General features: G+C 67.1%; 30 protein-coding genes and 1 tRNA gene. 6 read left to right on the top strand and 25 right to left on the bottom strand.

Going from position 1 to position 24,101, the window contains the following annotated elements; translation table 11 throughout:
• Positions 1-2 precede the first annotated feature (2 nt).
• The 22 genes from EV655_RS11345 to EV655_RS11450 all read right to left on the bottom strand — a co-directional run bounded on the left by EV655_RS11345 (position 3) and on the right by EV655_RS11450 (position 15,750).
• The gene (locus EV655_RS11345; RefSeq protein WP_132544900.1) at positions 3-446 is read right to left on the bottom strand and encodes an NlpC/P60 family protein; all 444 of its coding nucleotides are present in this window, start codon (positions 444-446) and stop codon (positions 3-5) included.
• Entirely contained in the window at positions 443-1,330 is an 888-nt protein-coding gene (locus tag EV655_RS11350) for a DUF2163 domain-containing protein (RefSeq protein ID WP_132544902.1), read from the bottom strand. Before EV655_RS11350 ends, EV655_RS11345 begins: the two co-directional genes overlap by 4 nt.
• Positions 1,330-1,962 carry a DUF2460 domain-containing protein gene (locus EV655_RS11355; protein WP_132544903.1) on the bottom strand — a complete coding sequence of 211 codons (633 nt, stop codon included), beginning with the start codon at positions 1,960-1,962 and terminating at the stop codon, positions 1,330-1,332. The genes EV655_RS11350 and EV655_RS11355 overlap by 1 nt, the downstream gene beginning before the upstream one ends.
• 15 nt (positions 1,963-1,977) lie before the next feature.
• Complete coding sequence (locus EV655_RS11360) at positions 1,978-2,640, bottom strand: phage tail tape measure protein (protein WP_132544905.1); 663 nt, start codon at positions 2,638-2,640, stop codon at positions 1,978-1,980.
• A 3-nt stretch (positions 2,641-2,643) separates the two neighbouring features.
• The gene (locus EV655_RS11365; protein WP_132544907.1) at positions 2,644-2,841 is read right to left on the bottom strand and encodes a rcc01693 family protein; all 198 of its coding nucleotides are present in this window, start codon (positions 2,839-2,841) and stop codon (positions 2,644-2,646) included.
• The gene (locus EV655_RS11370; protein WP_132544909.1) at positions 2,828-3,160 is read right to left on the bottom strand and encodes a gene transfer agent family protein; all 333 of its coding nucleotides are present in this window, start codon (positions 3,158-3,160) and stop codon (positions 2,828-2,830) included. Before EV655_RS11370 ends, EV655_RS11365 begins: the two co-directional genes overlap by 14 nt.
• A gap of 2 nt (positions 3,161-3,162) precedes the next feature.
• The gene (locus EV655_RS11375) at positions 3,163-3,576 is read right to left on the bottom strand and encodes a phage major tail protein, TP901-1 family (protein WP_132545061.1); all 414 of its coding nucleotides are present in this window, start codon (positions 3,574-3,576) and stop codon (positions 3,163-3,165) included.
• 23 nt (positions 3,577-3,599) lie between these two features.
• Positions 3,600-4,010 (bottom strand): DUF3168 domain-containing protein, encoded by a 411-nt coding sequence (locus EV655_RS11380; protein ID WP_132544911.1) that lies wholly within the window; start codon positions 4,008-4,010, stop codon positions 3,600-3,602.
• On the bottom strand, positions 4,007-4,348 hold the full coding sequence (locus tag EV655_RS11385; RefSeq protein WP_132544913.1) for a head-tail adaptor protein: 342 nt from the start codon (positions 4,346-4,348) through the stop codon (positions 4,007-4,009). The genes EV655_RS11380 and EV655_RS11385 overlap by 4 nt, the downstream gene beginning before the upstream one ends.
• Positions 4,345-4,944: a head-tail connector protein gene (locus tag EV655_RS11390; protein WP_132544915.1), complete on the bottom strand. Its 600-nt coding sequence runs from the start codon at positions 4,942-4,944 to the stop codon at positions 4,345-4,347. The genes EV655_RS11385 and EV655_RS11390 overlap by 4 nt, the downstream gene beginning before the upstream one ends.
• Before the next feature lie 150 nt (positions 4,945-5,094).
• On the bottom strand, positions 5,095-6,291 hold the full coding sequence (locus EV655_RS11395; protein WP_132544917.1) for a phage major capsid protein: 1,197 nt from the start codon (positions 6,289-6,291) through the stop codon (positions 5,095-5,097).
• Positions 6,292-6,334: 43 nt separating this feature from the next.
• On the bottom strand, positions 6,335-6,898 hold the full coding sequence (locus EV655_RS11400; RefSeq protein WP_132544919.1) for an HK97 family phage prohead protease: 564 nt from the start codon (positions 6,896-6,898) through the stop codon (positions 6,335-6,337).
• Positions 6,899-6,909: 11 nt separating this feature from the next.
• Positions 6,910-7,152, bottom strand: a complete 243-nt coding sequence (locus tag EV655_RS11405; protein WP_132544921.1) for a GTA head formation protein, RCAP_rcc01685 family — start codon at positions 7,150-7,152, stop codon at positions 6,910-6,912.
• The gene (locus EV655_RS11410) at positions 7,149-8,324 is read right to left on the bottom strand and encodes a phage portal protein (protein ID WP_132544923.1); all 1,176 of its coding nucleotides are present in this window, start codon (positions 8,322-8,324) and stop codon (positions 7,149-7,151) included. The genes EV655_RS11405 and EV655_RS11410 overlap by 4 nt, the downstream gene beginning before the upstream one ends.
• Positions 8,325-8,451: 127 nt before the next feature.
• Positions 8,452-9,807 (bottom strand): terminase large subunit domain-containing protein, encoded by a 1,356-nt coding sequence (locus EV655_RS11415; RefSeq protein WP_132544925.1) that lies wholly within the window; start codon positions 9,805-9,807, stop codon positions 8,452-8,454.
• Positions 9,722-10,075: a hypothetical protein gene (locus EV655_RS11420; protein ID WP_132544927.1), complete on the bottom strand. Its 354-nt coding sequence runs from the start codon at positions 10,073-10,075 to the stop codon at positions 9,722-9,724. Before EV655_RS11420 ends, EV655_RS11415 begins: the two co-directional genes overlap by 86 nt.
• Positions 10,076-10,248: 173 nt before the next feature.
• Positions 10,249-11,409 (bottom strand): endolytic transglycosylase MltG, encoded by a 1,161-nt coding sequence (gene mltG, locus EV655_RS11425; protein ID WP_132544929.1) that lies wholly within the window; start codon positions 11,407-11,409, stop codon positions 10,249-10,251.
• Entirely contained in the window at positions 11,409-12,671 is a 1,263-nt protein-coding gene (gene fabF, locus EV655_RS11430) for a beta-ketoacyl-ACP synthase II (protein ID WP_132544931.1), read from the bottom strand. Before fabF ends, mltG begins: the two co-directional genes overlap by 1 nt.
• Positions 12,672-12,884: 213 nt before the next feature.
• Positions 12,885-13,118: an acyl carrier protein gene (locus EV655_RS11435; protein ID WP_132544933.1), complete on the bottom strand. Its 234-nt coding sequence runs from the start codon at positions 13,116-13,118 to the stop codon at positions 12,885-12,887.
• A gap of 209 nt (positions 13,119-13,327) precedes the next feature.
• A complete protein-coding gene (gene fabG / locus EV655_RS11440; RefSeq protein ID WP_132544935.1) occupies positions 13,328-14,065 on the bottom strand; it encodes a 3-oxoacyl-[acyl-carrier-protein] reductase in 738 nt (245 codons plus the stop codon).
• A 10-nt stretch (positions 14,066-14,075) separates the two neighbouring features.
• A complete protein-coding gene (gene fabD / locus EV655_RS11445) occupies positions 14,076-15,011 on the bottom strand; it encodes an ACP S-malonyltransferase (RefSeq protein ID WP_132544937.1) in 936 nt (311 codons plus the stop codon).
• Between the two features lie 100 nt (positions 15,012-15,111).
• On the bottom strand, positions 15,112-15,750 hold the full coding sequence (locus tag EV655_RS11450; protein WP_132544939.1) for a hypothetical protein: 639 nt from the start codon (positions 15,748-15,750) through the stop codon (positions 15,112-15,114).
• Between the two features lie 264 nt (positions 15,751-16,014).
• Here EV655_RS11450 and rpsF point away from each other — a divergent pair, with 264 nt between their 5' ends.
• The 3 genes from rpsF to rplI are packed head-to-tail and all read left to right on the top strand — an operon-like array spanning position 16,015 to position 17,306.
• Positions 16,015-16,413: a 30S ribosomal protein S6 gene (rpsF, locus tag EV655_RS11455; RefSeq protein ID WP_132544941.1), complete on the top strand. Its 399-nt coding sequence runs from the start codon at positions 16,015-16,017 to the stop codon at positions 16,411-16,413.
• Positions 16,414-16,442: 29 nt separating this feature from the next.
• On the top strand, positions 16,443-16,670 hold the full coding sequence (gene rpsR / locus EV655_RS11460; protein ID WP_068246410.1) for a 30S ribosomal protein S18: 228 nt from the start codon (positions 16,443-16,445) through the stop codon (positions 16,668-16,670).
• A gap of 12 nt (positions 16,671-16,682) precedes the next feature.
• Positions 16,683-17,306 carry a 50S ribosomal protein L9 gene (gene rplI, locus EV655_RS11465; protein ID WP_132544943.1) on the top strand — a complete coding sequence of 208 codons (624 nt, stop codon included), beginning with the start codon at positions 16,683-16,685 and terminating at the stop codon, positions 17,304-17,306.
• A 224-nt stretch (positions 17,307-17,530) separates the two neighbouring features.
• On the opposite strand, the gene tig is transcribed toward rplI, so the two are convergent.
• The 3 genes from tig to EV655_RS11480 form a co-directional block, all read right to left on the bottom strand.
• Positions 17,531-18,862, bottom strand: coding sequence for a trigger factor (gene tig, locus EV655_RS11470; protein WP_132544945.1), 1,332 nt, complete (start codon positions 18,860-18,862; stop codon positions 17,531-17,533).
• 24 nt (positions 18,863-18,886) lie between these two features.
• Positions 18,887-18,971, bottom strand: a tRNA-Leu gene (locus tag EV655_RS11475).
• Between the two features lie 198 nt (positions 18,972-19,169).
• Entirely contained in the window at positions 19,170-20,708 is a 1,539-nt protein-coding gene (locus EV655_RS11480) for an NAD(P)H-hydrate dehydratase (protein WP_132544947.1), read from the bottom strand.
• A gap of 175 nt (positions 20,709-20,883) precedes the next feature.
• Between EV655_RS11480 and EV655_RS11485 the strand changes: the two genes are divergently transcribed.
• From EV655_RS11485 to EV655_RS11495, 3 genes are all read left to right on the top strand, one after another.
• A complete protein-coding gene (locus tag EV655_RS11485; RefSeq protein WP_132544949.1) occupies positions 20,884-21,222 on the top strand; it encodes a P-II family nitrogen regulator in 339 nt (112 codons plus the stop codon).
• Positions 21,223-21,296: 74 nt separating this feature from the next.
• Entirely contained in the window at positions 21,297-22,703 is a 1,407-nt protein-coding gene (glnA, locus tag EV655_RS11490) for a type I glutamate--ammonia ligase (RefSeq protein ID WP_132544951.1), read from the top strand.
• A 187-nt stretch (positions 22,704-22,890) separates the two neighbouring features.
• A complete protein-coding gene (locus EV655_RS11495) occupies positions 22,891-24,087 on the top strand; it encodes a bifunctional alpha/beta hydrolase/OsmC family protein (protein WP_132544953.1) in 1,197 nt (398 codons plus the stop codon).
• Positions 24,088-24,101: the final 14 nt, after the last annotated feature.

Consider the following 24,101-nt stretch of genomic DNA (forward strand, 5'->3'; position numbering starts at 1 on the left):
TGCTACGTCCTTTCGGGAAACGCGAACCGCGCCACGATGCGCCGGGCCCAGGGTGTCGAAAGCGGGCTCTCGACAACCCCGTGCCCGTGATAGGCATGGATGAACGTCGCATGGGGCCCGGCATCGCCCTGGATGCCCAGATGCTTGGCGACACCGGCCTCGCGCAGACGGAACAGGATCACGTCGCCCGACGCCTCGTCCTCGAGGGGCTTTTCGAAGAGGTGCCGCCGCGCTGCATCCCAGAGCGTTTCCTCGCCCTGGGGTTCCGACCAGTCGGGGGTATAGGGCGGCACACGTTCGGGCTCGGCACCGTAAAGCGTGCGCCAGACTCCACGCAACAGCCCGAGACAATCCGCCCCTGCGCCCAGCATCGAGCCCTGGTGACGATAGGGCGTGCCGATCCAGCGCCGCGCCTCTGCCGCGGCGCGCTCTCCAATCCTGCTCATCGGTTCAGGCTCCCTCCATCATTGACCCCGGACTTCGACGGGTAGCTCATCAGCCAATCCTCGCCCGGGATGTGAGGAAATCCGCGAAATCCAATGAAGTTGTTGAATTTCCAGCGACAGGTGTCCGCCGTTCGATCGCAACCCGCGATCAGCCGCAGCGCGTCGCCCGGCGCCACCGGACCGCGGATCTCGGACCAAAGCTCGATCAACCGCGCGCCGCCTTCCTCGCGATCGGTCTTGATCGCACCGACAAGCCCCGATGCAGCACCGCCGAGGATCTCGAGCCGCCCGTGCTCGAACCAACGCGGTTGGAACCCGGACACCCCCTCAAAGCGAAAGATACGCCGCGACTCGATCGTGTTTGCGGTGACATTGACCGAATAGCCCGGCAGGCTCGTGTCGAACCCGCAGGCCGCGTCGCCCAGAACCGCCGAGCACGGCCTCTGGTAGACCCGGCCCTGGGGCTGGTTCAACGCCTCGGCCTGGCCGCGAATCTCGACCTCGAACCCTCCGCGGCCGCACGTGATCTCGCCGAGACTGCCGGAAAACAGCGCGACCCGCTGGGTCACGTCGGTCCAGTTCACCAGCCAGATCCAAAGCTCCGCCCTGTCATAGCGTCCCGCCGCGATGTCAGCTTCGGTGATCGCCTCGGAACTGAGCGCCCCCACAGCCGCCGAGTTATCCACCGACAGGCCCGTGGTCTGCGACAGCGCGCGCGCGCTCATCCCGGTCTCGGCGCGGAACTCAACACCGTCGAAGGAAAGATCGCGGTCATGGTCGGTGAACCCCAACTCCACACCGTCGCGACGGGTGATGGCCCAGGCGCGGGCCAGCGTCGTGGACCCGCCCGAGAGATGCGCCTGCAATGCCTCGGGTATCGCCATCAGACGCGCACCTCCACCACCGGCACCGACGGCACGTCCCCGACCCCGAAACTTGCCACCGAGGTCTGGATAAGGTCGGTGTCGAACCGCACGGGCACGTCGAACTCGAAGCCGGCGGTCACCCTCGCTCCGAGTTCGGGCACGGCGTTCAGCGTGATGAACCCGGCCGTGCTGTCCACCGTGAACCCCAGACCCTCGACCAACTCGCTGCCGTCAACGCCGACCTTGACCGTACCAGCGACGGGTTTCGTGATCGGACGAACGTAGGTTTGCGAACCCGAGGCATAGCTCTTGGTCAGTTGGAAAACGGTCTGTGCACCATCACCATGGCCGATCACCTGATCGCCGAAGGCAGGCTCGCCCGACGGTGGGCAGGACTTGTAGTCGGACCAGTCTTTCCAGCGGAATCCGTAGAGCTGACCGCGCCGCGCCTCGAAGAAGGCGATCAGCGCCTCTACATCGTCCAGCGAACGCATCGCCACGCCCGCATCATATCGGCGCCGGGCATGCTCCCATGGGGTGTTGCGTTCCTCGAACCCGTTGGCCAGCGCAACGATCTCGGTGCGCCGCTCGGGCCCGCCGACCGAGCCGAAACTCAGGTTGGCCGGGAAACGAACTTCGTGAAAAGCCATGCATCTTCCTCCGGATCATCGGTTTCGCTGCCCGCGGGCGATCAGCCGCCCCATCTCGGCGGCGATCTGGCTCTGGCTGCGGGCAAAGCCCTGCACGTCGGGCGTGGTGATGTTCATCACGACCTGGACGGGCCGTCCGCCCCCGTCGCTCTTCACACCCAACCGGCCATCGGTCCCGCGCGACAGCGGCAGGATCGCCTCGGGTCCCGCTTCGCCCATCAGACCCGTCGCGCCCCGCATCGGGAAATGGGTGGCCCTGTCGATCACGCCACCGGTGGCGAAGGGGATCACCCGGCCCTGCGTGAAGGCCCCGCCCTTTGCAAAGGGCACGGTGGCATTGACAAGCCCCTCGATCCCGCCAGCGATCAGACCGCCCAGTTGGTTCTGCACCGGCTTGATAGCCGCCGAATAGGTCGCGTTCACGATCGAGTTCGCGACCGATTTCAGCGCGTCCGACAGCTTCAACCCGTCGAACACCAACCCATCGAAGGCCCGCCGGAGCCCGCTGCCGATCGAGCGCGACAGGCCGCCCACCTCGCGGTTGGTCAGCGTCATGCTCTCGCGCATCCGTACCAGTTCCACCTCGAAGGCCGCGGCGGTCCCCCGCGCGCCGCCAAGCGTTGTCTCCAGCGCCTCGATCTGCGCCTCGAATGCTTCGAAATCCTCTGCCTGGGCCATGTGTTATCCTCGATCGATCCTGTTGTCGGGAAAGGCGCTCGCGAGCTCTTCCAGCCGTGCACGGCTCATCGGCGCGGGGCCACGCCCGGCGCCCAGCATCAACATCAGTTCGGCGGGCGTGAGCGCCCAGAATTCCGCGGGCTTCAACCCAAGTCCCCGGATGCCGGCGTGCATCAGCGCCCCCCAGTCAAAGCCCGTCATGACCCGCCTCGGGAAGCGTGAAGGCGCGCGCCAGAAGCTGGGCCGCGGCCTTTGCCGCCACGATCGGCCCGCCGCCGATATCGGCCCGCGCCAGGTCCGCGGGCGTGCCCTGCCAACCCCCGCCCCTCAGTCCCGCCAGAAGCAGCGCCAGCACATCGCGGGTAGCGAACGCACCCTCCTCGTAGCGCTCGATCAACGCCACCAGCGTGTCCGCACCAAGCGCCGCCTCAAGTTCGGCCAGCGCACCAAGCGTCAGCTTGAGAACGCGCCGCTCGCCATCGACGATCAGCGCCACTTCGCCCGCATGGGGATTTGCCATGATCAGAACGCCGTAAAGGTCAGAACGCCCGCCGAGGCCAGCGTCAACTCATAGGTGGCCTCGCCGTTGTGGCTCCCGGAATACTCCAGCGAGCCCACCTGGAACCGCCCCTCAACGAGGCCAAAGCCGGGGATCACGACCTGAAAATCCGGCGTCTCGGCGTCGAAGAAGACCTGCCGCGCCCGTGCGTCGGTCTCGGCGTCTTTGAAAACGCCACCGCCAGAGATCGCGGCCGACTTGACACCCGCCCCAGCCAGGAGTTCCCGCCAGCCGCCTTGGCTCTCAAGGCTGGTGACATCAACCTGTTCGGCGTTGAAGCTGATGCGGGTCGCCCTCAGCCCCGCGATGGTCTCGAAGTGGCCGTTCCCGGTCATGTCGAGCTTGATGAGAAGATCCTTGCCGTACTGCACGGTCATGTCGCTCACTCCAGATTAGGTGTTCAGTCGTCCTCGACCCGGGCGGCAAAGCGCAGATCGATCCGGCGCTCGTCCTTGGTGCCTACCCGGCGGGCGCGGGCGCGATCGAACCACAGGCCCACCAAGCGCCCGCGCGACAGCGTCAGCGACGCGCCGACCAGCGCATCCGAGATCGCGCCCGCCGCCGTCTTGGCCTGGGCAAAGCCCGCCGCGACAGTCACCACCGAGATCGTCAGGTAGTGCAGCGCCCCCTCGCCAGTCTTGTCCGAGGCATCGCGCGCTTCTTCAGGGCCGAGACTGACATATGTCGGGGGCAACTCGCCCGCGGGCACCACGTCATAGATCGCGCTGCCCACCAGCGACGCAAGTGCCGCATCGCCTGCGAGTCGCTGGTAGATCGCCGCCTGCAGGGCGGCCGCCGCGCCATAGCTCATGCCGGGATCTCCTCGTCCGCAAAGCAGGTGAGGTACTGGCCGTGCCGGTCGGCTTCGGTGACAGCGCGGATATTGAAGACCCTGGGGCCCTCGCGAAAGCGCTCGCCAGGCTCGGGCCGCCGCGCCGCCCCCGGGGGGGCGCCGCGCACCACGATGGTGTAGGGCACGCGTGACAACGTCAGCTCTTCGCCGGCGCGTTCACCGCCGGTGCGGGGCGTGATCTGCGCCCAGAGCACACCCAACGCGCCCCAGGTCTCGACGAACCCGCCCGCGCCGTCCGGCACCCGCTCCGTCGCCTCCAGCACCAGACGGCGGTTCAGGACAGGAGTACGTCTCATGCCTCGCCCCCCGCTGTCAGCCTGAGCCGCCGCCAGCGATCGGTAAGCGCCAACACGCCGAACGGCATATGGAAGTCACCCGTGCCAGCGGCATGCCGGTTCTCGTGGAAATGCGCGGCCAGCAGGAACACAGCCTGGCAAAGATCGGGGGGCACGCTGTTCCAGTCCGGACCAAAGCCCGCGTCGAAGTCGATCTCGGCCGACCCGCCCGGCGGGATCGTCGGCAACAGCATCCCGGCCGCCGCGAGGCGCGGATAGTTGATGTCGCGTTCCAGCCGGTAGGTGCCGGACTCGCAGACACAGACCGTGCCGTGCCGGTCGAGCAGCCTCAATTCCGCGATGCGGGTGACCGGGGCAAGCGGCAGCGCCTCGCGCATGCCCTCGCGCCAGCCGCTCACCACCCATGTGAAGCTTCGTGCCAAAAGCACCTTGGCCGTTCGTCCCTCGATCGCTGCAATCGCCGCCCGAAGGAATGCTTCCAGCAATGCATCTTCTGCCCCGTCGTCGGTGAACCCCGTCCCAAGGCGCAGATGTGCCTTGAACCGCTCCAGTGGCAGCGCCGCGGCGGGCAGCGTCGTCTGCTCGATCAGCATCATCGTGTCGTCTCTCCGCTAGCCCCCCGCTGAGTGCTGGCGCGCGCCGGTCCGGTCCATCCCGACGGAGGGAACAGCTGGACAGACCGGATGAGCCCCGGCGCGCGCCCGGACACTCCCGGATCACCCGGGAGCGCCGTTTCGATCAGGGCCTCACGCGGCCGAGAATCTCAGCAGCTTGATCGCAGCAAAGTCGCTCACATCGCCACCCACGCGCTTGGTGGCGTAGAACAGCACATGCGGCTTGGCCGAGAACGGGTCGCGCAGCACACGAAGGTCGGGCCGCTCGGCAATGGTATAGCCGGCCTGGAAGTTGCCGAAGGCGATCGCCACGGTGCCCGAGGCGATGTCGGGCATGTCCTCGGCAATCAGCACCGCATAGCCCAGAAGCCGCGCAGGTTCGCCCGCCGACAGCCCATCCGACCACAGGAAACGGCCATCGGCATCCTTCATCTTGCGCACCGCACCCGCGGTCCGAGAGTTCATCACGAAGGCCGCGCCGGAACGGTATTCAGCGCCCAGAGAATAGACGAGGTCGAGGATCGCGTCGGACGGCGACACCGCGTCGAAATCACCATCCATGCCCGTCGCGACATAGCCGAGACTGCCCCAGGCCCAGGCGCCCTCGGGCACGAGGGGATGCGACAGGAACCCCTTCGGCTTGTCGATACCGTCCCCGTTGATGAAGGCTGCCGCCTCCGCACGGGCGAACTTGTCGGCGATCCGCGCGGCCAGCCAGCCCTCGATGTCGAAGGCAGAATCATCCAGCAGGCGTTGGCTGGCCTTGGGCATGGCCGAAAGTTCGTGCAGCGGGATCGAGACCCGTTCGATCAGTGGCGTATCGGTCTCGACCTGATGCGCGGTCTCGGTCGCCCAACCCGAACCGATGTCCGAATGGTCCACCAGCACGTCGAAGGACGACGACTCCACGGTGACCACCTGCGCGATCGTTCGGATCGAGGCGGTCGACCTCAGCACAGACTTGATTGCCTCAGAGGTTTCCGGATCGACGAGATAACCGCCCTCGGCCGCGACCGAGGCGCCAAGCGCCTTGCCCTCAAGTTCCAGACCCCGCAGGCCGTCGTCGTCGCCGTTGCGCAGATACGAGGCAAAAGCCTTCTTGTGCGGCGCGTCGAGATCGGCGGCGCGCGACAGCGCGGGGCGCCCGGCGGCAGAAGCGGTCATTTGGGATTTCCGGTCCAGCATGGTCAGTCGCTCTTCCTGTTGTTGCAGCCTGGATTTCACGTCGGCCTGGAACTCCCTGAAATCGTAAAGGAAAGAGTTCAGCGCCTGCTTTACTTCCGCCGCCGGGGCTTGGCTCCCGCCGGACTTGGTCTCGGTCTCGGTCATCACGCTCGTCCTTGTTGAGATCGGTCCTTGCGGCCTGTGGCGATCAGCCCTCGGCCAACACGCGGCGGGCGCCCGAGAAGGCCTCCGCCAGATCGCGCAGGAGCGCCTCGGCGGTGTCCTCCGCCTTGGCACCCACCCGCGCATCGGCAAGCATCGGGAAGGTCACCAGCGAAACCTCCCAAAGCTCGAGCTCCGAAAGAAGCCGTCGCCCGCTTGCATCCCGTTCGGCCCGCTTGGTGCGATAGCCGATCGACAACCCGTCCAGCGCCCCCGCCGAAACCAGCGCGGCGGCCTCGCGTCCCCGCGCAACCTCGGTCAGAAGCCGCCCCTTGACGTAAAGGCCGCGCCCGTCCTCCCGGACCTCGTCCCAGATGCCGATGGGCTGCTCGGGGTCGTGCTGCCACAGCATCTTGACCCGCCGCCCTTCGGCCGCCATCCGCTTGAGGCAGGCGCCATAGGCCCCCGCCTGCACCACGTCACCGCCCTGGTCGGTCGCGCCAAAGAGCGAGGCATATCCCTCAATCATCGCGCCCTCGCCCAGGGCAAGCGGCGCGTCCGGCGGGCAGAACTTCCGCTCCAGCCCGGTTTGCGTGTCATATCCGATCATGCGAACTCCTTTCACGGCACGGCCGTCACCAGCGAGGCCACACCTTCGGTCAAGATCACCGCGACCACGCCGTAGACGGTCAGCCACATCCTTCTTTCCAGCCGTTCGAGTGCGGTCTCGATCCGCACCAGCCGGAATTCGAGCGCCGTCCAGCGCTCCTCCCAGACCCGCTCGTTGGCGTCGATCCGTGCATTCGCCACCTCGAAGGGCGCATAGAGAAACCGGGAGCCCGACCGTTCGGTCGGGGGTTTCATGACCCCTCCGGCCGCTTCGGCAGGCCAAGGAGGGCACGCTTTTCGTCCTCGGTCAGGAAATCGGCCTCGGAGATGCGCTTCCACTGGGTGTCACGCTCGGCGGCCAGCGCCGGCACCTGGTCAAGATCGGGGCGAAGCTGCACGGGCTCGCCCGAGAAACGTGACAGGAAGTCGGCCACGGTCCCCGCGACCTTTGCCACAAGCGGCACCACCGTCAGCCGGTAGAAGGCGCGGTTGGCCTCCTGGTAGTTGGCATAGGTGGCGTCTCCGGGGATCCCCAGCATCATCGGCGGCACCCCGAAGGCCGTCGCGATCTCACGGGACGCAGCCTCCTTGGTGCGGTGAAACTCCATGTCCGAGGGTGAAAATCCCATCGGCTTCCAGTCAAGCCCCCCCTCCAGCAGCATCGGACGTCCTGCATTGGCCGCGCCCTGGTGATAGGCCAGCATCTCGTCCTGAAGCCGCGCATATTGCTCGTCGCTCAACGTCTGGCTGCTGTCCGAACCCCGGTAGATGATCGCGCCCGAAGGCCGCGCGGCGTTGTCCAGCAGCGCCTTCGACCAGCGCGAGGCCGAATTGTGCACGTCGATCGCCGTCGCCGCCGCCTGCATCGGGGACAGGCCGTAATGGTCGTCCTGCGGATGAAAGCTCTTGATGTGGCAGATCGGGGGCGCGGCCACCGTCATGTCGAACCGGTGCTTTCGCCCCCCCACGGCGTAATCATAGGCGACCGGCCAGCCGTCGCGCCCGGGCACCAGATGCATCCGGTCCGATCGCAGCACGTGCAACTCGAAGGGCATCCCCTCCTCGCCACCAACCGCCTCGAGATAGGCGTTTCCCGACAGCAGAAGCTGGCCGTAAAGGGTCTCGAACAACTCGGCCCGTCCCTGTGCCGGGTTCGGTCGGCCGATCAGCTCAAGCAACGGGTGGGTTTCATAGCGCCGTTCGGCGTCCCGGCAGACCAATGGCAGGGCCGCAGCCGCCTCGGCGATCAGCTTGACCGCGCGAAATCCGACCGGATTGCCGACAAAGCCGTTCCGGATCAGCGAGACGGTATCGCGCGGGCTCCAGGCCACGCGCCCCGATCCCGCCCAGGCGATCACCGGTCCGGTGGCCGAGGCCTTGGCTTCCGGCACCCGCGCCTCGGCACGGCGGAAGATGTTGAGTTTCATGGGCAAAGCTCCTCCGGTTTCGCTGTCGCCGCCCATCCAGGGGCCCAAAGGAAAGGCCCGGGCCCCGGCAGTGCCGGGATCCGGGCCTCGTCGTCTCTTCAGGGCCGCATTGCGGCGGCGGTCGTCTTTAAAGGCTGCGCACCCGGGGTCGCCGCCAATGCGCAGCCGGGGCGATCATCAGTTCGTGGATTGCCCAGACAAGCGCGTCCAGCCGGTCGGGACTGCCGCGCCCATCGAACCCGCGCGAGGTCATCCGGCACATCTGATCCTCAAGCAGGGCGAGCCCGCGCAGGTGCTTGATCCGCCCCTGCTCGTAAAGCGCCGCCACCGGCTCGGCGCGCGCCGCCTTGCCGCGCGAGGCATGTACCGCCCGGAACGGGATCAGCGGATCAAGCTGGCGGATCACCGTCTCGACCAGATCGCCACCCTGGTTGACCTCGGCCACCAGGCGGTCGGCACCGAACCGCTCCATCGCGTCGATCGCCGCCTGCGCCCAGACCGTAGGCGCAACGCCCGTCAGGCTCGCATCCTCCAGCACCACCGCACTCCAGTCCTGCGGCGGCCCCTGGGTCCGTGCGCCCACGACCACGATCCCACATTCGTCGGACCCGCCATGCCCGGTGATCGGCGGATCGACCGCGACCACGATCCGGTCAAGCGGCGGGGCCGTGTCGATCCGTGCCGCCTCGATCCCCGCGAGCGTCCAGAGCGCCCCCTCGGATTCCTCGAGCAGCACCCCGTCCAGTTCCTGCCGGCCAAGCCGCGTACCCGAATACCGCGCGCGCACCGCCTCCAGAAACGACGCGGCCAGGTTCGCCCGGTTCGCCTCGGTCGGTGCATGTGTCACCGCCGTCGTCGGATTTGCCAGGATCGACCGCAGGACGCCCACATTGCGCGGCGTCGTCGTGATACACTGCCGGGGCGACGGCCCAAGCCTCAACCCGAATTGCAGCATGTCCCAGGTTTCTTCCGCCTTCTTCCATTTGGCCAGTTCGTCGGCCCAGGCCGCATCGAATTGCGGGCCCCGCAGACCCTCGGGATCGTGCGCGGAAAAGACCTGCGCGACCGCCCCGTTCGGCCAGACCAGCCGCCGCCGCGACGCCTCCCAGCGCGGGCGGCGGTCCGGCGGCGAACAGGACATGAGGCCGCTGTCGCCAAAGACCATCACCTCGCGGACCTGATCCACCGTCTCGCCCACCAGCGCCACCCGCCGCGACCGGCCCGGATCAAGCGGCCGCGGCCCCTCGACCTCGGACCGGACCCATTCCGCGCCCGCCCGCGTCTTTCCCGCGCCGCGACCACCCAGGATCACCCACGCACGCCAGTCCCCGTCAGGCGGCAACTGATGCGGCAACGCCCAGAACTCGAACAGGAACGGCAGCGCCATGAGCGCCCCGTCATCCAGGCTGTTCAGGAAGGCCGTCTGCTCCTCGCGTGGTGCGCATGCGATCCAGTCGGCGCCCGACCTCAAGGCGTGCCTCATCGAGGTCGAGTGCGTAGTCGCTGGCGATGCCCGCTTCATCTCGGAGAAGCTTTTCAACTCGTGACCTTTCGCCGAATGCGGTTTGCACCGCCTTGCCGAGATCCGTCAAAGCCCCGCGAAGCGAGCGCGCGCGCTCGGTCTTGCCGGCCTCGACTTCTTCGATGATTTCGTTCAAGGCGCGAATTGTGCGCCGATAGTGTTCCTCGGCTTCCACAAGCACCGCCCGGGCAGCCGTCTCGCCCGCTTGCGGGGCCGATATCGTTCCCATGCTGTCCTTGTTCGCTTGTCCTGCCGGCCCCCCGTCGCAGGTGAAGACACGAAAAAGCGGCCTCGGGGAGTGTCCCCGGGCCGCCGACCCATGTATTCCAGCTTGCCTGAAGGTATATGCGAGACCGCGCGCAGAGTCAAGAAGTTTATTGTTACCAAATAGTTAATGGAACACTACTGCGCCTGATCCTGCCTCTCCGCCTCGATCTCGCGCCAGCGCGCGACGTTCTCGTTGTGCTCGGTCAGCGTCCTGGCAAAGGCATGCCCGCCGGTGCCATCTGCCACGAAGAACAGGAAATCCGTGTCGTCCGGGTTCAGGGCCGCCTCGATCGAGGCACGTCCGGGATTGGCGATCGGGGTGGGTGGCAGCCCGTCGATCACATAGGTGTTCCACGGCGTCTCGCGCCTCAGTTCGCTCTGGCGAATACCGCGGCCAAGCGGTTCCTTGCCCTGGGTCAGCCCGTAGATCACCGTGGGATCGGTCTGCAGCCGAATCCCCTGCCTCAGACGGTTCACGAAAACGCTGGCGACCCGGCGCCGCTCATCGGGCACGCCGGTTTCCTTCTCGACGATCGAGGCCAGCACCAGCGCCTCTTCCGGCGTCTCGACAGGCAACCCGTCCGCCCGCCGCGCCCAAAGCTCGTCCAGGATCCTCGCCTGGCGTGACTGCATTTCGGCGATCAACGCCGTCCGCCCGGTGCCCACGCTCACCTCATAGCTGTCGGGCGAAAGGCTCCCCTCGGCGGGCAGTTCGGCCACCTCGCCGTCCAGGAAATCCGCGGCCTTCAACTCCTCGACCACCTGCCAGCTGGTGACGCCCTCGGCCAGGGTCACCCGGAACCGCAAATCCGGCGCGGCGCGCAACTCGGAATATTCATCCGGGATCGCCTCGCCCGCCGGGTCGAAGGCGAGCACCTCGACATAGCGCCCGGTCGCGGGATCGACCTCGCGCAGTTGCAGCTCGGCGCTCACCACCCCGATCCGGAAATTCAACTCTGTCCCGCAGGTCGACCGCCCGCCGCGGGTGACCACATCGACGATCTCCTCCATCGACGCCCCGGGCGGGATCAGGAAGCTGCCCGCCTTCAAAAGGTTCGATTTCTCGGCGTACTGCGCCCCGAGACGCAGGATCGTCGGGCTCGAGATCGCCCCTTCCTCGTCAAGCGCGCGCGAAACCCGGCCCATTGTCCAGCCGGCCTCGACCCGCAGGCAGATCGGCTCGGCCAGTGGTCCGGGCGCGGAATATTGCCGTTGCCCCCAGATCAGCACGCCGCCCCCCAGAAGGAACAGCACGATGAACAGCGTCAGCGCATTCGAGGCGACCGCGCGCCACATCAGATCTCACCACGCCCCATCACCAGCGACGCGTTCGTACCGCCGAACCCGAAAGAGTTCGACAGCGCCACTCCGATCTCGCGCTTGCGAGCGACCTTCGGCGCCAGATCCAGCCGCGCGCCTTCGGGCGGCGTGTCGAGGTTCAGCGTGGGCGGCGCCACCTGATCGCGCAAAGCAAGGATGCAGAAGATCGCCTCGACCGCCCCCGCCGCGCCCAGAAGGTGCCCGATCGAGGACTTCGTCGACGACATCGTCGCCGTCTCGGCCGCATCACCCAGCAGGCGTTCGACCGCGCCCAACTCGATCGTGTCGGCCATGGTCGAGGTGCCGTGGGCGTTGATGTAGTCCACGTCCGCAGGCGACAGCCCCGCCCGCTTCAGCGCCGCGGCCATCGACCTGTATCCGCCCTCGCCATCCTCGGACGGCGCGGTAATGTGATAGGCATCACCCGACATGCCATAGCCCAGCACCTCGGCATAGATCTTTGCGCCCCGCGCCTTGGCGTGCTCGTATTCCTCCAGGATCACGACGCCCGCACCCTCGCCCATGACAAAGCCATCCCGGTCCGCATCCCACGGCCGCGATGCCGATTGCGGGTCGTTGCCGCGTTTCGTGGACAGCGCCTTGCAGGCGTTGAATCCCGCGATCCCGATCTCCGAGATCGGACTCTCGGCACCGCCTGCAACCATCACGTCGGCATCGCCCCACTGGATCAGGCGGGCGGCATCGCCGATGGCATGTGCCCCCGTGGAACAGGCCGTCACCACCGCATGGTTAGGCCCCTTGAACCCGAAGCGGATCGACACCTGCCCCGAAACCAGGTTGATCAGCGCCGACGGGATGAAGAATGGTGAAACCCGTCGCGGCCCCTTTTCCTGCATCAGCACCGCGGTATCCGCAATCGCCGACAGCCCGCCGATGCCGGACCCGATCATCACGCCGGTCCGCTCGCGCTCGGCGTCGGTCTTCGGCTCCCAGCCCGAATCCTTCACTGCCTGGGTGGCCGCCGCCATGCCGTAGAGGATGAAGTCGTCGACCTTGCGCCGCTCCTTGGGCTCCATCCAGTCATCGGGATTGAACGTGCCGTCCGTGCCATCGCCCAAGCGCAGTTCGGCAGCATAGGTCGTGGCAACCCGCGAGGCATCGAACCGCGTGATCGGCCCCACCCCCGACTGTCCGGCGATCAGCCGCGCCCAGGTTTCCTCGACCCCGCAGGCCAGCGGCGTGACCATACCCAGGCCCGTGACCACAACTCGACGCATCCGCCCCTCCTCGCTCTTGCCCTCGGCCATTTCGCGATCTGATACCGCGCATTGGGCGCCATGGGCAAGCCGGGGCGGCGGCGAGGATCAGGATTCCGGCGCTTTCCGGGCGACGCATCACCCCCGTAGTCGCTCGGGCCGCTGCGCATGCGCCGACCCCAAAAAAAACGGCGCCCCTAGGGGCGCCGTTCCGCAACCGGTCAGAAGATCGCCTCAGGCGGCTTCCTGGATGAACTTCACCGCGTCGCCAAAGGTCTGGATGGTCTCGGCGGCGTCGTCCGGAATCTCGATCCCGAATTCCTCTTCGAAGGCCATGACCAGTTCGACCGTGTCCAGGGAGTCAGCGCCCAGATCGTCGATGAACGAGGCATTCTCGGTCACCTTGTCCTCTTCGACGCCCAGGTGCTCGACGACGATCTTCTTAACGCGATCCGCGATGTCGCTCATTTCCGTTCCTCACATTTGTTCAGGCAGCGTGCCCGTCTTTATGCCGTTGGCCGCGAGGGGCCATCTCTGACCCCGCGCAGGCGGGGCACTCGCAAGCGCGGGGAACACCCCCCGACGAACTCGCGCCGCCTATAACACATCGCATGTTGTTGGCAAACGCTTTCCCGTCGCAGGCCGAAGCAGGGGCCCCGGTGCGGCCCCGCCGCGCCTCAGACCATCGCCATCCCGCCGTTCACATGCAGCGTGGCACCGGTGACGTAACCCGCCTCGGCGCTGGCCAGATAGACCACCGCCGCCGCGATGTCGCCAGGCGTTCCCATCGCCCCCATCGGCACGGAACCAAGAATGCCCGCCTTCTGTTCCTCGGTCAGCTTCTCGGTCATCGCGGTCTCGATGAAGCCCGGCGCAACGCAGTTCACCGTGATGCCGCGGGCCGCGACCTCCTGGGCCAGCGATTTCGACATGCCCACCAGCCCCGCCTTGGCCGCGCAATAGTTGGCCTGCCCCGGATTGCCCGTCGTGCCCACCACCGAGGTGATGTTGACGATCCGGCCCCAGCGCGCCTTGATCATGCCCCGGATCGCGCCCCGGCACAGCCGCATCGCAGCGGTCAGGTTGACGTCGATCACCGCCTGCCAGTCCTCGTCCTTCAGCCGCATGAACAGCGTGTCGCGGGTGATCCCGGCGTTGTTCACCAGGATGTCGAGCCCGCCCATCGCCTCGGCCGCCTGCTTGGACAACGCATCGACCGCCGCCGGATCCGAAAGGTCGCAGGGCAGCACATGGGCCCGCTCGCCCAACGCCTCGGCCAGCGCCCGCAGCGGCGCCTCGCGCGTGCCCGACAGGCCCACCGTCGCGCCCTGCGCATGCAGCGCCCGCGCGATCTCGCCGCCGATCCCCCCCGATGCGCCGGTCACCAGCGCACATTTTCCGCTCAGATCGAACATAGCCCCCTCCTCAGTTCATGCTGTCCACGGCCGCCGTCACCTCCTCGGGGGTGCCGACCTGGCGCGTGGCGACGTCGCGGGCGATCCGCCGGACCATACCCGACAGCGCCTTGCCCGCGCCGATTTCCCAGATATCAGTGACACCCTGCCCGGCCATCCACGCGACCGACTCGCGCCATCGAACCATGCCGGTCACCTGCTGGACCAGCAGCGCGCTGATCTCGGCGGGGTCCGTCACACCCTCGGCGCGGACATTCGCCACCACTGGCACCAGCGGCACGTCGATCGTCACCTCGGCCAGCCGCTCTGCCATCACCCGTGCCGCGGGCTCCATCAGCGCACAATGGAACGGCGCCGAGACCGGCAGCATCACCGCCCGCTTCGCGCCCCGCTCCGCCGCCAGCGCCACCGCCCGCTCAACCCCAGCCCTGTGGCCCGATATCACCACCTGGGCCGGGTCGTTGTCGTTCGCGGCCTGAACGATCTGCCCTTCAGCCACAGCAGCCGCGACCGCCTGCACGGCGGCAAGGTCAAGCCCCAGGATCGCCGCCATCGCCCCCTCGCCCACGGCCACCGCCGCCTGCATCGCCTCACCGCGCGCCCGCAGCAGCCGTGCCGTGTCGGCCAGGCTGATCGCACCCGCCGCGCACAGCGCCGAGTATTCGCCCAACGAATGGCCTGCGACAAAGGCCGCCGATGTCACCGAGACCCCCTCGGCCCCCAGCGCCGCCATCGCCGCCATCGAGGTCGCCATCAACGCAGGCTGGGCGTTCCGGGTCAGCGTAAGTTCGTCCTGGTCGCCCTCCCAGATCAGCGCCGACAACTTCTCGCCAAGCGCGTCGTCGACCTCTTCAAAGACCTCGCGGGCCTGCGGGCAGGCGTCCGCCAGCGCGCGACCCATCCCGATCGTCTGCGCCCCCTGACCCGGAAACACGAATGCATGCATGTGCATACTTCTCCCTCGCCGATTTCCGGTGGGTCTACCGGCTCGGACCGGGGTTCACAAGACGCCGGAACAGGCAGGTGGCGACCGGTCGCGCACTCCGTCAGGCGGCGTGCGACAGCGGTCGGGCAAGCCCGCGCCCGCGCTTGCCCCGGCGTCCGGGGGATGTCTTGCGCAGGCTGGATCCATGGAAATCGCTGGCCATCCGCTGCTGCAGCACGCCGAGAGCCACCTCGCGCCCGCGCGTCACCTCGATCAGGTCGTTGCCCGTCCCGACCCGGACGAACAGCCTGGCTGCCCGCCCAGCCCCTTCGGCCCGCAGCACGAAGACCGAGCCGATCTCGTCAAAGCCGACTTCGCGCAGGATGCGCAGCACGCCCCGCGCGTTGCTCCGCATGCAGCGCAGCGCACGGACCTCAAGATCCACATGCACCTCTTCCAGCAACCCACGGTCCGCAAGCCAGGACAGGCCAAGCCCGGCAAACGCCAGCGCCCCGCTCACCGCCAGTTGCCCGCCAAGCCCCAGCACCGGGTAAAGCGGCGGCACCAGCCAATGCACGCCCGCCAAGGCGAAACATGCAAACGCGCCCGCCCATGCCCCCCGTTCGATCACGACGGCCTTGCGGTGAAACGCCCCGTCCGCGGCCACCACATATCCCCACCCGGTCTCGGTCACCTCTGCACGGGCCACCTCACGGCGCAAGGTCGGGCGCTCGCCCGGGATGTCACGGTCGGCCGTCATGTCCGCCGCCTCTCCTTTGTTGCGGTCGCCGCAGACCCTTGCCCGGGAAAGGGGCGGCAATAGGCCCGGCCGGGGCAGATTTCCGGGCAGCGGCATGGCGCGGGCCCCGCGTGGGCAGACGCGGGCTTGCATCGAACGCGCGTCTCTGTATAAGGCGCAGGTCTTCCGCGACGGATGTCATCGGTGCGGCCTCTCGTGGGCGGGATGCGGAAGACCACTCGACCCCGCCCTTTGAAGCGCACCCGTAACAGAACTGGAGAGACCATGCCGCTTTACGAGCATGTGTTCATCGCGCGTCAGGACCTGTCCAACGCGCAGGCCGAGGGCCTCATCGAACATTTCGGCACCGTCCTCGCGGATAACGGCGGCAAGCTTGTCGACCACGAGTACTGGGGCGTCAAGACGATGGCCTACAAGATCAACAAGAACCGCAAGGGCCACTACGCCTACCTGCGCACCGACGCGCCGGCGCCCGCCGTGCAGGAGATGGAGCGCCTGATGCGCCTGCACGAGGACGTGATGCGCGTTCTGACCGTCAAGGTCGACGCCCACGAAGAAGGTCCGTCGGCACAGATGCAGAAGCGCGAAGAGCGTGGCGAACGCGGTGACCGGGGCGATCGTGGTGACCGGGGCGACCGCGGCGACCGCCGCGAGCGTCGCTGATCCAACGCCTGCAAAGAGGAGCCCAAACCATGGCCGCAAAACCGTTTTTCCGCCGCCGCAAGGTCTGTCCCTTCTCGGGCGACAACGCGCCCAAGATCGACTACAAGGACACGCGCCTGCTGCAGCGCTATATCTCCGAGCGGGGCAAGATCGTGCCTTCGCGCATCACAGCCGTCTCGGCCAAGAAGCAGCGTGAGCTTTCGCGCGCGATCAAACGCGCCCGCTTCCTCGCGCTTCTGCCCTACGCCGTGAAGTAAGGAGCGAAACCCATGCAAGTGATTCTTCTCGAACGCGTGGCCAAGCTCGGCCAGATGGGCGAGGTCGTGAACGTCAAGGACGGCTACGCCCGCAACTACCTGCTGCCCCAGGGCAAGGCGCTGCGCGCCAACGAGGCGAACATCAAGCGCTTCGATGCCGACAAGGCCCAGCTCGAGGCGCGCAACCTCGAGACCAGGAAAGAGGCCGAGGCGCTCGCCGCCAAGCTCGAAGGCCAGCAGTTCGTGGTGATTCGCTCGGCCTCCGACGCCGGCGCGCTCTACGGCTCGGTCACCACCCGTGACGTCGCCGACGCCGCCACCGCAGACGGCTTCTCGGTTGATCGCAAACAGGTCATCCTGACCGGCCCGATCAAGGAGCTCGGCCTGCACGACGTGACCGTATCGCTTCACCCCGAGGTCGAGGTCACGGTCAAGGTGAACGTCGCCCGCTCGGCCGAAGAGGCCGTGCTCCAGGCGTCCGGCAAGTCGATTCAGGAACTCGCCGCCGAGGAAGAGGCCGCCGCGGAATTCGAGATCTCCGAACTCTTCGACGATATCGGCTCGGCTGCCAACGACGACGACACCCTCGCCGACGTCGCCGAGACGCAGGGCTCGGGCGAGGAACAGCCGCGCTAGGCCTGTTTCGGACCAAAGCAACATGCTTCAATTGGGCCGCACCTTCCAAGGTGCGGCCCTTTCCTTTGCCTGGCTCCGACTGCTTCAGCGGCTCCGCGCAGCCACGTGCGCGGCAATCAGCTATGGGCCAGGTGAAGACCCCTAGTGCCGGACCGCTGATCCGAAAGGAAAGGGCCGCCCCGAAGGACGGCCCGTAACCTGTGTCACCCCTGGAAGGGGCACGCTCATTCCTCGTCGAGCTTCTCGACCGCTTTCTCAAGATCGGCCTTCTCGACTTCCTTCTCGGTCACTTCGGCCAGTTCGAAGATGTAGTCGACCACCTTGTCCTCGAAGATCGGCGCGCGGATCTGCTGCTGCAGCGCCTGGTTGCCACGAACGAATTCGAAGAACTGCTTTTCCTGGCCCGGATATTGCCGTGCCTGGGCCAGCACCGCCTGGGTCATCTCGTTGTCGGACACGCTGATCTCGGCCTTGCGGCCGATCTCGGCCAGCAGAAGCCCCAGCTTCACCCGGCGGGCGGCAAGCTTCTGATGCTCTTCGGTCGGCTCGATCGCGCCATGGTCGTGGCCATGCACCTCGGGATGATCCTCGTGCCACAACTGGTGGGCGATCTGCCGCGCCTCGGCCTCGACCAGGCTCGGCGGCAGATCAAATCCGGTCATCTCGTCCAGCACATCCAGCAGCGCACGCTTCATCACCGCGCGCGCCGCGCCGCCGAACTCCGCCTCCAGCCGTTCAGCGACCGTCTTCTTCAGCGCCTCCAGATCTTCGGCACCGAACTGCTTGGCCAGTTCGTTGTCGATCTCGGCGGGCTTCGGCGCCTTCACGGCCTTCACAGTCACGTCAAAGGTGGCCTCCTGGCCCTTCAGCTTTTCGGCGCCGTAGTTCTCGGGGAAGGTGACCGTGACCGTCACCTCGTCACCCGCCTTGGCGCCGACCAGTTGATCCTCGAAACCGGGTATGAAGCTCTCCGAGCCCAGCACCAGCGGATAGTCCTCGGCCGATCCGCCCTCGAACGGTTCATCGCCCAGCTTGCCGACGAAGTCGATGACCACCTGGTCCCCGTCCTTCGCCTTCGAGCCCTTGCGACGATCCTCGTAGGTCTGCGCGGTGCCGGCAAGCTTACCCAGCGCCTCGTCGATGTCGGCGTCGGCGGCCTTGACCACCAGCTTCTCCAGCTTGATCGTCTTCAGATCGGGCGCGGGGATCTCGGGCAGCGACTCGTAGGTCATCTCGACCACGACATCGTCGCCCTCTTTCCAATCCTCGCCCACCATCTTGACCTCGGGTTGCAGCGCCGGGCGATGGCCGGTCTCCTCGAAATGCGCATTCATCGCGCCGTCGATGGTTTCCTGCATCACCTCGCCCATGACGCGCGGGCCGAACTGCTTCTTCAGCAGCGGCATCGGCACCTTGCCCTTGCGGAACCCCTTCATCTCGATCTGGGGCCGGGCCTCGGCAAGTTTCTCGTTAACCTTTTCGTCGAGCTCGGCGGCGGTCACGGTGATCGTGTAACCGCGCTTGAGGCCATCATTCAGGGTCTCGGTGACCTGCATCTTCTCGTCCTTTTCATCCGTTCCTGGTGCGGGTGGAGGGACTTGAACCCCCACGCCTTGCGGCGCCAGAACCTAAATCTGGTGCGTCTGCCAGTTCCGCCACACCCGCCAAAACCTAAAGGGCAGCCCGTGACGCGTAGGGCCGCCCCCTGAAATCCGAGCCGTTCTAACAAAGCACCGCATGGGATGCGAGGGGAAAAAGCGGCCGGTCAAGGGGGCCTCGCCGGTCGAACATCGCCACCCGCCCGGCTTATCCTCGCCCCGGCCCGATGCCGCCGAAGTTGCGGCCCGGACGCACTTTCCAGCCTCAGAGCCCGAGATCGCGAAACACCCGCGGCAGCATGGCGGCCAGGTCTTCGGCGATCAGCCCGGGCCCGAACGCGCGTGCGGCTTCCACATGCAGCCAAGCCCCCGCACAGGCGGCATCAAAAGCATCGAACCCGCGCGCCATAAGCCCGGCGATCATACCTGCCAGCACGTCCCCGGACCCGGCCGTTGCAAGCCAGGGCGCCGCCCGGTCATAGACCGCCGCGTTGACCGCGCACCGCCCATCCGGCGCGGCGATCACCGTGTCCGGGCCCTTGAACAGCACGACACAGCCCGCCCGCGCCGCCGCCTCGCGCGTCGCGTCCACTTTCGAAAAGGCCGGGCCGGTGACCGGTGGGGCCTCCAGCTTTTCGGCGATGTCCGGGAAGAGCCGCGCGAACTCGCCGCCATGGGGCGTCAGCACGCAATCGCGATGCAACGCGGCACGGATCGACGCATCGCGCGCGACCAATGTCAGGGCATCGGCATCGAGAACCGCTTTCCGCCCGCTCTGAACCGCCTGCGCCGTCAGCGCGCGCGCATCTTCGCCAAGCCCCAGCCCCGGCCCAAGGCAAAGGACATTCAGCCGTTCGTCCTCCAGCAGTCGGGCCAGCCCGGCGGCATCGTCACAGCGCCTCAGCATGACAGCGGTCAACTGGCAGGCACATTCCGGCATCGCCGCCCCGGGTGCCGCCACCGTCACCAGCCCCGCCCCCGCCCGCAGCGCCCCATCCGCCGCCAGCCGGGCCGCCCCGGTCCGGCCGGCGCCGCCAGACAGAACCAGCGCATGGCCATGCGCGTATTTGTGCCCCCCCGCCTTCTTGCCGAGCCGATCGGCCGGCGGAGCCTGGCAAAGGCGCGTGAGTTCGGGGCGCCCTTCGTGACCGAGGCCTATGCCCTTCACGACCAGCCTGCCGCAGATGAACGGCCCCCGGCCCAGATAGTGACCGTGCTTGGCCGCATGAAAGGTCACCGTCAAACCGGCCCGAACGGTCGTCCCAGTCTGCGCGCCCAGTCCCCGTCCACTGTCACTGCACAGCCCCGACGGGATGTCCACGGCGACCGTCTGCGAGGCCGCCCGCGGATCGGCGGCCAGTTCCGCCACCCATTGCAATGCCGCCCCCGCAAGCGGCCGGGTCAAACCCGTGCCGAACAGCGCATCCACGAACAGATCCGTCTCTTGCGCGCTCCTTGGCGCGTCCCGCATCTGGCCGACGGGCCCCAGTGACGCCCAACGCGCGCAGTTCACTCTTGCATCCGGCGGCAGCTTTTCGGAATCGCCGCAAAGGAAGACCGCCACCTCCCAGCCCCACGTCTTCAACAATCGTGCTACCACGAAACCGTCGCCGCCATTGTTACCCGGTCCGCAGACGACCACAGCCTTGTGCGGAGCCGCCGCCAGATGCGGCCATTCGCCGAAGATCGCCTCGACGACACCCCGACCGGCACGTTCCATAAGCTCCAGGCCGGTGACCGCGCCGGAGTCGATTGCGGCCCGCTCGATGGCGCGCATTTGGGCAGATGAGAGGATTTCCGACATGTCGTCCGCCCCGGCCGTTTTCACGCCGCCACATAAAACGGCTAGTCGCACACAAAACAGGCAGTCCTTAAGGATTCAGAAAGGCGCCCTGCGAAGCGCCACCCTAGCCAATTGTGCGTCCCCGGGGAAAGTGATCTGTCGGGCGACGAACGTCATCTAGAAGGAGTCTCGCGCCGTGAAGAAGATCGAGGCGATCATCAAGCCCTTCAAGCTCGACGAGGTCAAGGAGGCGCTCCAGGAGGCTGGCGTCCAGGGCCTCAGCGTCATCGAGGTCAAGGGGTTCGGCCGCCAGAAAGGCCACACCGAACTCTATCGCGGCGCCGAATACGTCGTGGATTTCCTGCCCAAGGTGAAGATCGAGGTGGTCCTGCCCGACGACCAGGTGGACGCCGCCATCGAGGCCATCGTGAACGCCGCCAAGACCGAGAAGATCGGCGACGGCAAGATCTTCGTCTCGCCCGTCGAACAGGCGATCCGGATCCGCACCGGCGAAACCGGCGAAGACGCACTCTGAACCACACCGCCACACCCGCCGGGCCCAGCCCCGGCGCATCGCGACCAACCTGAGGAAAGGGGAAGTAAGGTCACATGAGCAAGGACAACGTTCTCAAGACCATCAAGGACGAGGATGTCGAATACGTCGACATCCGCTTCACCGACCCGCGCGGCAAGCTGCAGCACGTCACCGTCATGGCCGACCAGGTGGACGAGGACTTCCTCGACGAAGGCTTCATGTTCGACGGCTCGTCGATCGCGGGCTGGAAGTCGATCGAAGCCTCGGACATGAAACTGATGCCCGACACCGACAGCGCCTATATCGATCCGTTCTACGCGGAAAAGACGCTTTGCGTGCACTGCTCTGTGGTCGAACCCGACACCGGCGAACCCTACGAGCGCGACCCGCGCGGCACCGCCGAGAAGGCCGAGGCCTACCTGAAATCATCGGGCATCGGCGACGTGGCCTATTTCGGTCCCGAGGCCGAGTTCTTCATCTTCGACGACGTCCGCTATGCGGTCAGCCCGAACAAGGTGTCCTATGCGCTCGACGTCGAGCATGCCGCCTGGAACACCGACACCGAGTATGAGACGGGCAACCTTGCCCACCGTCCGACCTACAAGGGCGGCTATTTCCCGGTGAACCCGTCGGACGAGGGCCAGGACATCCGCTCGGAAATGCTGTCCACAATGAAGCGGATCGGCATGAAGGTCGACAAGCACCACCACGAGGTGGCGACCTGCCAGCACGAACTGGGGATGATCTTCGACAGCCTGAAAAAACAGGCCGACAACCTGCAGAAATACAAGTACGTCATCCACAACGTGGCCCAGGCCTATGGCAAGACGGCGACCTTCATGCCCAAGCCGATGGCGGGCGACAACGGCTCGGGCATGCACTGCAACATGTCGATCTGGAAGGACGGCAAGCCGCTGTTTGCGGGCGACAAGTATGCCGACCTGTCCCAGGAGGCGCTGTGGTACATCGGCGGCCTGCTGAAGCACGCCAAGACGCTGAACGCCTTCACCAACCCGTCCACCAACTCCTACAAGCGGCTGATCCCGGGCTTCGAGGCCCCAGTGCTGCGCGCCTACTCGGCCCGCAACCGCTCGGGCTGCATCCGGATCCCGTGGACGGAATCGCCCAAGGCCAAGCGTGTCGAGGCCCGCTTCCCCGACCCGTCGGCGAACCCCTACCTGTGCTTCTCGGCACTGCTGATGGCCGGTCTCGACGGGATCAAGAACAAGATCGATCCGGGCGAGGCGATGGACAAGAACCTTTACGACCTGCCGCCCGAGGAACTGGAAGGCATCCCCACCGTCTGCGCGTCCTTGCGCGAAGCGCTGGACAGCCTCGCGAAGGATCACGACTTCCTGCTCGCAGGCGACGTGTTCACCAAGGACCAGATCGCGGGTTACATGGAACTCAAGTGGGAAGAGGTCTACGCCTTCGAACACACTCCGCACCCGGTCGAGTTCAAGATGTACTACAGCTGCTGATCCCGGCTTTCGGGAACAGGCACGACCACAAGGGGCGCCCGCGGGCGCCCCTTTCTCGTTGCGGCCACGCGCCGGGCGGAGCCATGCCGACGGGCCGGGCCACCATGCCTCACATCCCCGCGCCCGGGCCTTGTCCCCGGGTCGTCCCGCCCCCAGTCTGAACCCAGCGCAAGGGAAAGGAGCGCAGATGGAGAAGATCAACTTCACGGGTCACGACGGCCACCGGCTGGCCGCCCGGCTCGACCGCCCCGAGGGTGCACCACGCGCGGCCGCGCTGTTCGCCCATTGCTTTACCTGCGGCAAGGATATCCACGCCGCCCGCCGCATTTCCCGGCGGCTGACCGCGCTGGGCTTCGCGGTGCTCCGGTTCGACTTCACCGGGCTCGGCCATTCCGAGGGCGAGTTCGAGAACACGACCTTCACCACCAATGTCGCCGACCTTGTCGCCGCAGCGGGCCACATGACGGGGATGGGGCTCGCCCCGGGCCTGCTGATCGGCCATTCGCTGGGCGGCGCCGCAGTCCTGAAGGCGGCGCGCGAAATCGAAAGCGCGCGCGCCGTCGTCACCCTCGGCGCCCCCTTCGACCCCGAGCATGTCACCCGCCACCTGTCGGCCACAGACCCCGGGCCCGATGGCGTGCGCGAGGTCTTGCTCGGCGGACGCCCGGTGCGGATCGGCGCAGATTTCCTCACGGACGTGGCGCGCGAATCGCTTGTGGACGCCCTTGCCCGCCTGAACCGCGCGCTGCTGGTGATGCATGCCCCCCGGGACGAGGTCGTGGGCATCGGCAATGCGACCGAAATCTTCACCCATGCGAAACACCCCAAGAGCTTCGTCACCCTCGACAGCGCCGACCACCTGATCTCGCGTCCCGAAGATGCCGATTACGCCGCAGGGGTGATCGCGGCCTGGGCCGCGCGCTACCTCGATCTGCACGACCCCGCCCCGCCGCCTGGCGCCCCCGAGGGCGTGGTCCGCGTGACCGAGGCCGACCCCGCGGGCTTTCAGCAGGACGTCACCTCGGGCCGCCACCACCTGACCGCGGACGAGCCCGACTCCTACGGCGGCACCGACCGGGGGCTGTCGCCCTACGGGCTTCTGGCCGCGGCACTCGGCGCCTGCACCTCGATGACGATCCGGATGTATGCCCGCCGCAAGGGCTGGCCGCTGGACGGCGTCCAGGTCGACGTCACCCACGACAAGGTTCACGCCCAGGACGCCGAGGCGCGCAGCGGACAGAAGGTCGACCTGTTCCGCCGCGCGATCCGGCTGGCCGGCGATCTCGACAAGGACCAGCGCGACCGGCTGATCGAGATCGCCGACCGCTGCCCGGTACACCAGACGCTTGAACGCGCCGCCCGGATCGAAACCGACCTGGCCTGATCCCGCGCCCTTGG

Source organism: Rhodovulum euryhalinum (assembly GCF_004342445.1).
Classification (GTDB): domain Bacteria; phylum Pseudomonadota; class Alphaproteobacteria; order Rhodobacterales; family Rhodobacteraceae; genus Rhodovulum; species Rhodovulum euryhalinum.

What these genes read in the sequence shown, in the direction of transcription:
- EV655_RS11345 (WP_132544900.1), bottom strand. Translation starts at nt 446, where the DNA reads ATGAGCAGGATTGGAGAGCGCGCCGCGGCAGAGGCGCGGCGCTGGATC.
- EV655_RS11350 (WP_132544902.1), bottom strand. Translation starts at nt 1,330, where the DNA reads ATGGCGATACCCGAGGCATTGCAGGCGCATCTCTCGGGCGGGTCCACG.
- EV655_RS11355 (WP_132544903.1), bottom strand. Translation starts at nt 1,962, where the DNA reads ATGGCTTTTCACGAAGTTCGTTTCCCGGCCAACCTGAGTTTCGGCTCG.
- EV655_RS11360 (WP_132544905.1), bottom strand. Translation starts at nt 2,640, where the DNA reads ATGGCCCAGGCAGAGGATTTCGAAGCATTCGAGGCGCAGATCGAGGCG.
- EV655_RS11365 (WP_132544907.1), bottom strand. Translation starts at nt 2,841, where the DNA reads ATGACGGGCTTTGACTGGGGGGCGCTGATGCACGCCGGCATCCGGGGA.
- EV655_RS11370 (WP_132544909.1), bottom strand. Translation starts at nt 3,160, where the DNA reads ATGGCAAATCCCCATGCGGGCGAAGTGGCGCTGATCGTCGATGGCGAG.
- EV655_RS11375 (WP_132545061.1), bottom strand. Translation starts at nt 3,576, where the DNA reads ATGACCGTGCAGTACGGCAAGGATCTTCTCATCAAGCTCGACATGACC.
- EV655_RS11380 (WP_132544911.1), bottom strand. Translation starts at nt 4,010, where the DNA reads ATGAGCTATGGCGCGGCGGCCGCCCTGCAGGCGGCGATCTACCAGCGA.
- EV655_RS11385 (WP_132544913.1), bottom strand. Translation starts at nt 4,348, where the DNA reads ATGAGACGTACTCCTGTCCTGAACCGCCGTCTGGTGCTGGAGGCGACG.
- EV655_RS11390 (WP_132544915.1), bottom strand. Translation starts at nt 4,944, where the DNA reads ATGATGCTGATCGAGCAGACGACGCTGCCCGCCGCGGCGCTGCCACTG.
- EV655_RS11395 (WP_132544917.1), bottom strand. Translation starts at nt 6,291, where the DNA reads ATGACCGAGACCGAGACCAAGTCCGGCGGGAGCCAAGCCCCGGCGGCG.
- EV655_RS11400 (WP_132544919.1), bottom strand. Translation starts at nt 6,898, where the DNA reads ATGATCGGATATGACACGCAAACCGGGCTGGAGCGGAAGTTCTGCCCG.
- EV655_RS11405 (WP_132544921.1), bottom strand. Translation starts at nt 7,152, where the DNA reads ATGAAACCCCCGACCGAACGGTCGGGCTCCCGGTTTCTCTATGCGCCC.
- EV655_RS11410 (WP_132544923.1), bottom strand. Translation starts at nt 8,324, where the DNA reads ATGAAACTCAACATCTTCCGCCGTGCCGAGGCGCGGGTGCCGGAAGCC.
- EV655_RS11415 (WP_132544925.1), bottom strand. Translation starts at nt 9,807, where the DNA reads ATGAGGCACGCCTTGAGGTCGGGCGCCGACTGGATCGCATGCGCACCA.
- EV655_RS11420 (WP_132544927.1), bottom strand. Translation starts at nt 10,075, where the DNA reads ATGGGAACGATATCGGCCCCGCAAGCGGGCGAGACGGCTGCCCGGGCG.
- mltG (WP_132544929.1), bottom strand. Translation starts at nt 11,409, where the DNA reads ATGTGGCGCGCGGTCGCCTCGAATGCGCTGACGCTGTTCATCGTGCTG.
- fabF (WP_132544931.1), bottom strand. Translation starts at nt 12,671, where the DNA reads ATGCGTCGAGTTGTGGTCACGGGCCTGGGTATGGTCACGCCGCTGGCC.
- EV655_RS11435 (WP_132544933.1), bottom strand. Translation starts at nt 13,118, where the DNA reads ATGAGCGACATCGCGGATCGCGTTAAGAAGATCGTCGTCGAGCACCTG.
- fabG (WP_132544935.1), bottom strand. Translation starts at nt 14,065, where the DNA reads ATGTTCGATCTGAGCGGAAAATGTGCGCTGGTGACCGGCGCATCGGGG.
- fabD (WP_132544937.1), bottom strand. Translation starts at nt 15,011, where the DNA reads ATGCATGCATTCGTGTTTCCGGGTCAGGGGGCGCAGACGATCGGGATG.
- EV655_RS11450 (WP_132544939.1), bottom strand. Translation starts at nt 15,750, where the DNA reads ATGACGGCCGACCGTGACATCCCGGGCGAGCGCCCGACCTTGCGCCGT.
- rpsF (WP_132544941.1), top strand. Translation starts at nt 16,015, where the DNA reads ATGCCGCTTTACGAGCATGTGTTCATCGCGCGTCAGGACCTGTCCAAC.
- rpsR (WP_068246410.1), top strand. Translation starts at nt 16,443, where the DNA reads ATGGCCGCAAAACCGTTTTTCCGCCGCCGCAAGGTCTGTCCCTTCTCG.
- rplI (WP_132544943.1), top strand. Translation starts at nt 16,683, where the DNA reads ATGCAAGTGATTCTTCTCGAACGCGTGGCCAAGCTCGGCCAGATGGGC.
- tig (WP_132544945.1), bottom strand. Translation starts at nt 18,862, where the DNA reads ATGCAGGTCACCGAGACCCTGAATGATGGCCTCAAGCGCGGTTACACG.
- EV655_RS11480 (WP_132544947.1), bottom strand. Translation starts at nt 20,708, where the DNA reads ATGTCGGAAATCCTCTCATCTGCCCAAATGCGCGCCATCGAGCGGGCC.
- glnA (WP_132544951.1), top strand. Translation starts at nt 21,297, where the DNA reads ATGAGCAAGGACAACGTTCTCAAGACCATCAAGGACGAGGATGTCGAA.
- EV655_RS11495 (WP_132544953.1), top strand. Translation starts at nt 22,891, where the DNA reads ATGGAGAAGATCAACTTCACGGGTCACGACGGCCACCGGCTGGCCGCC.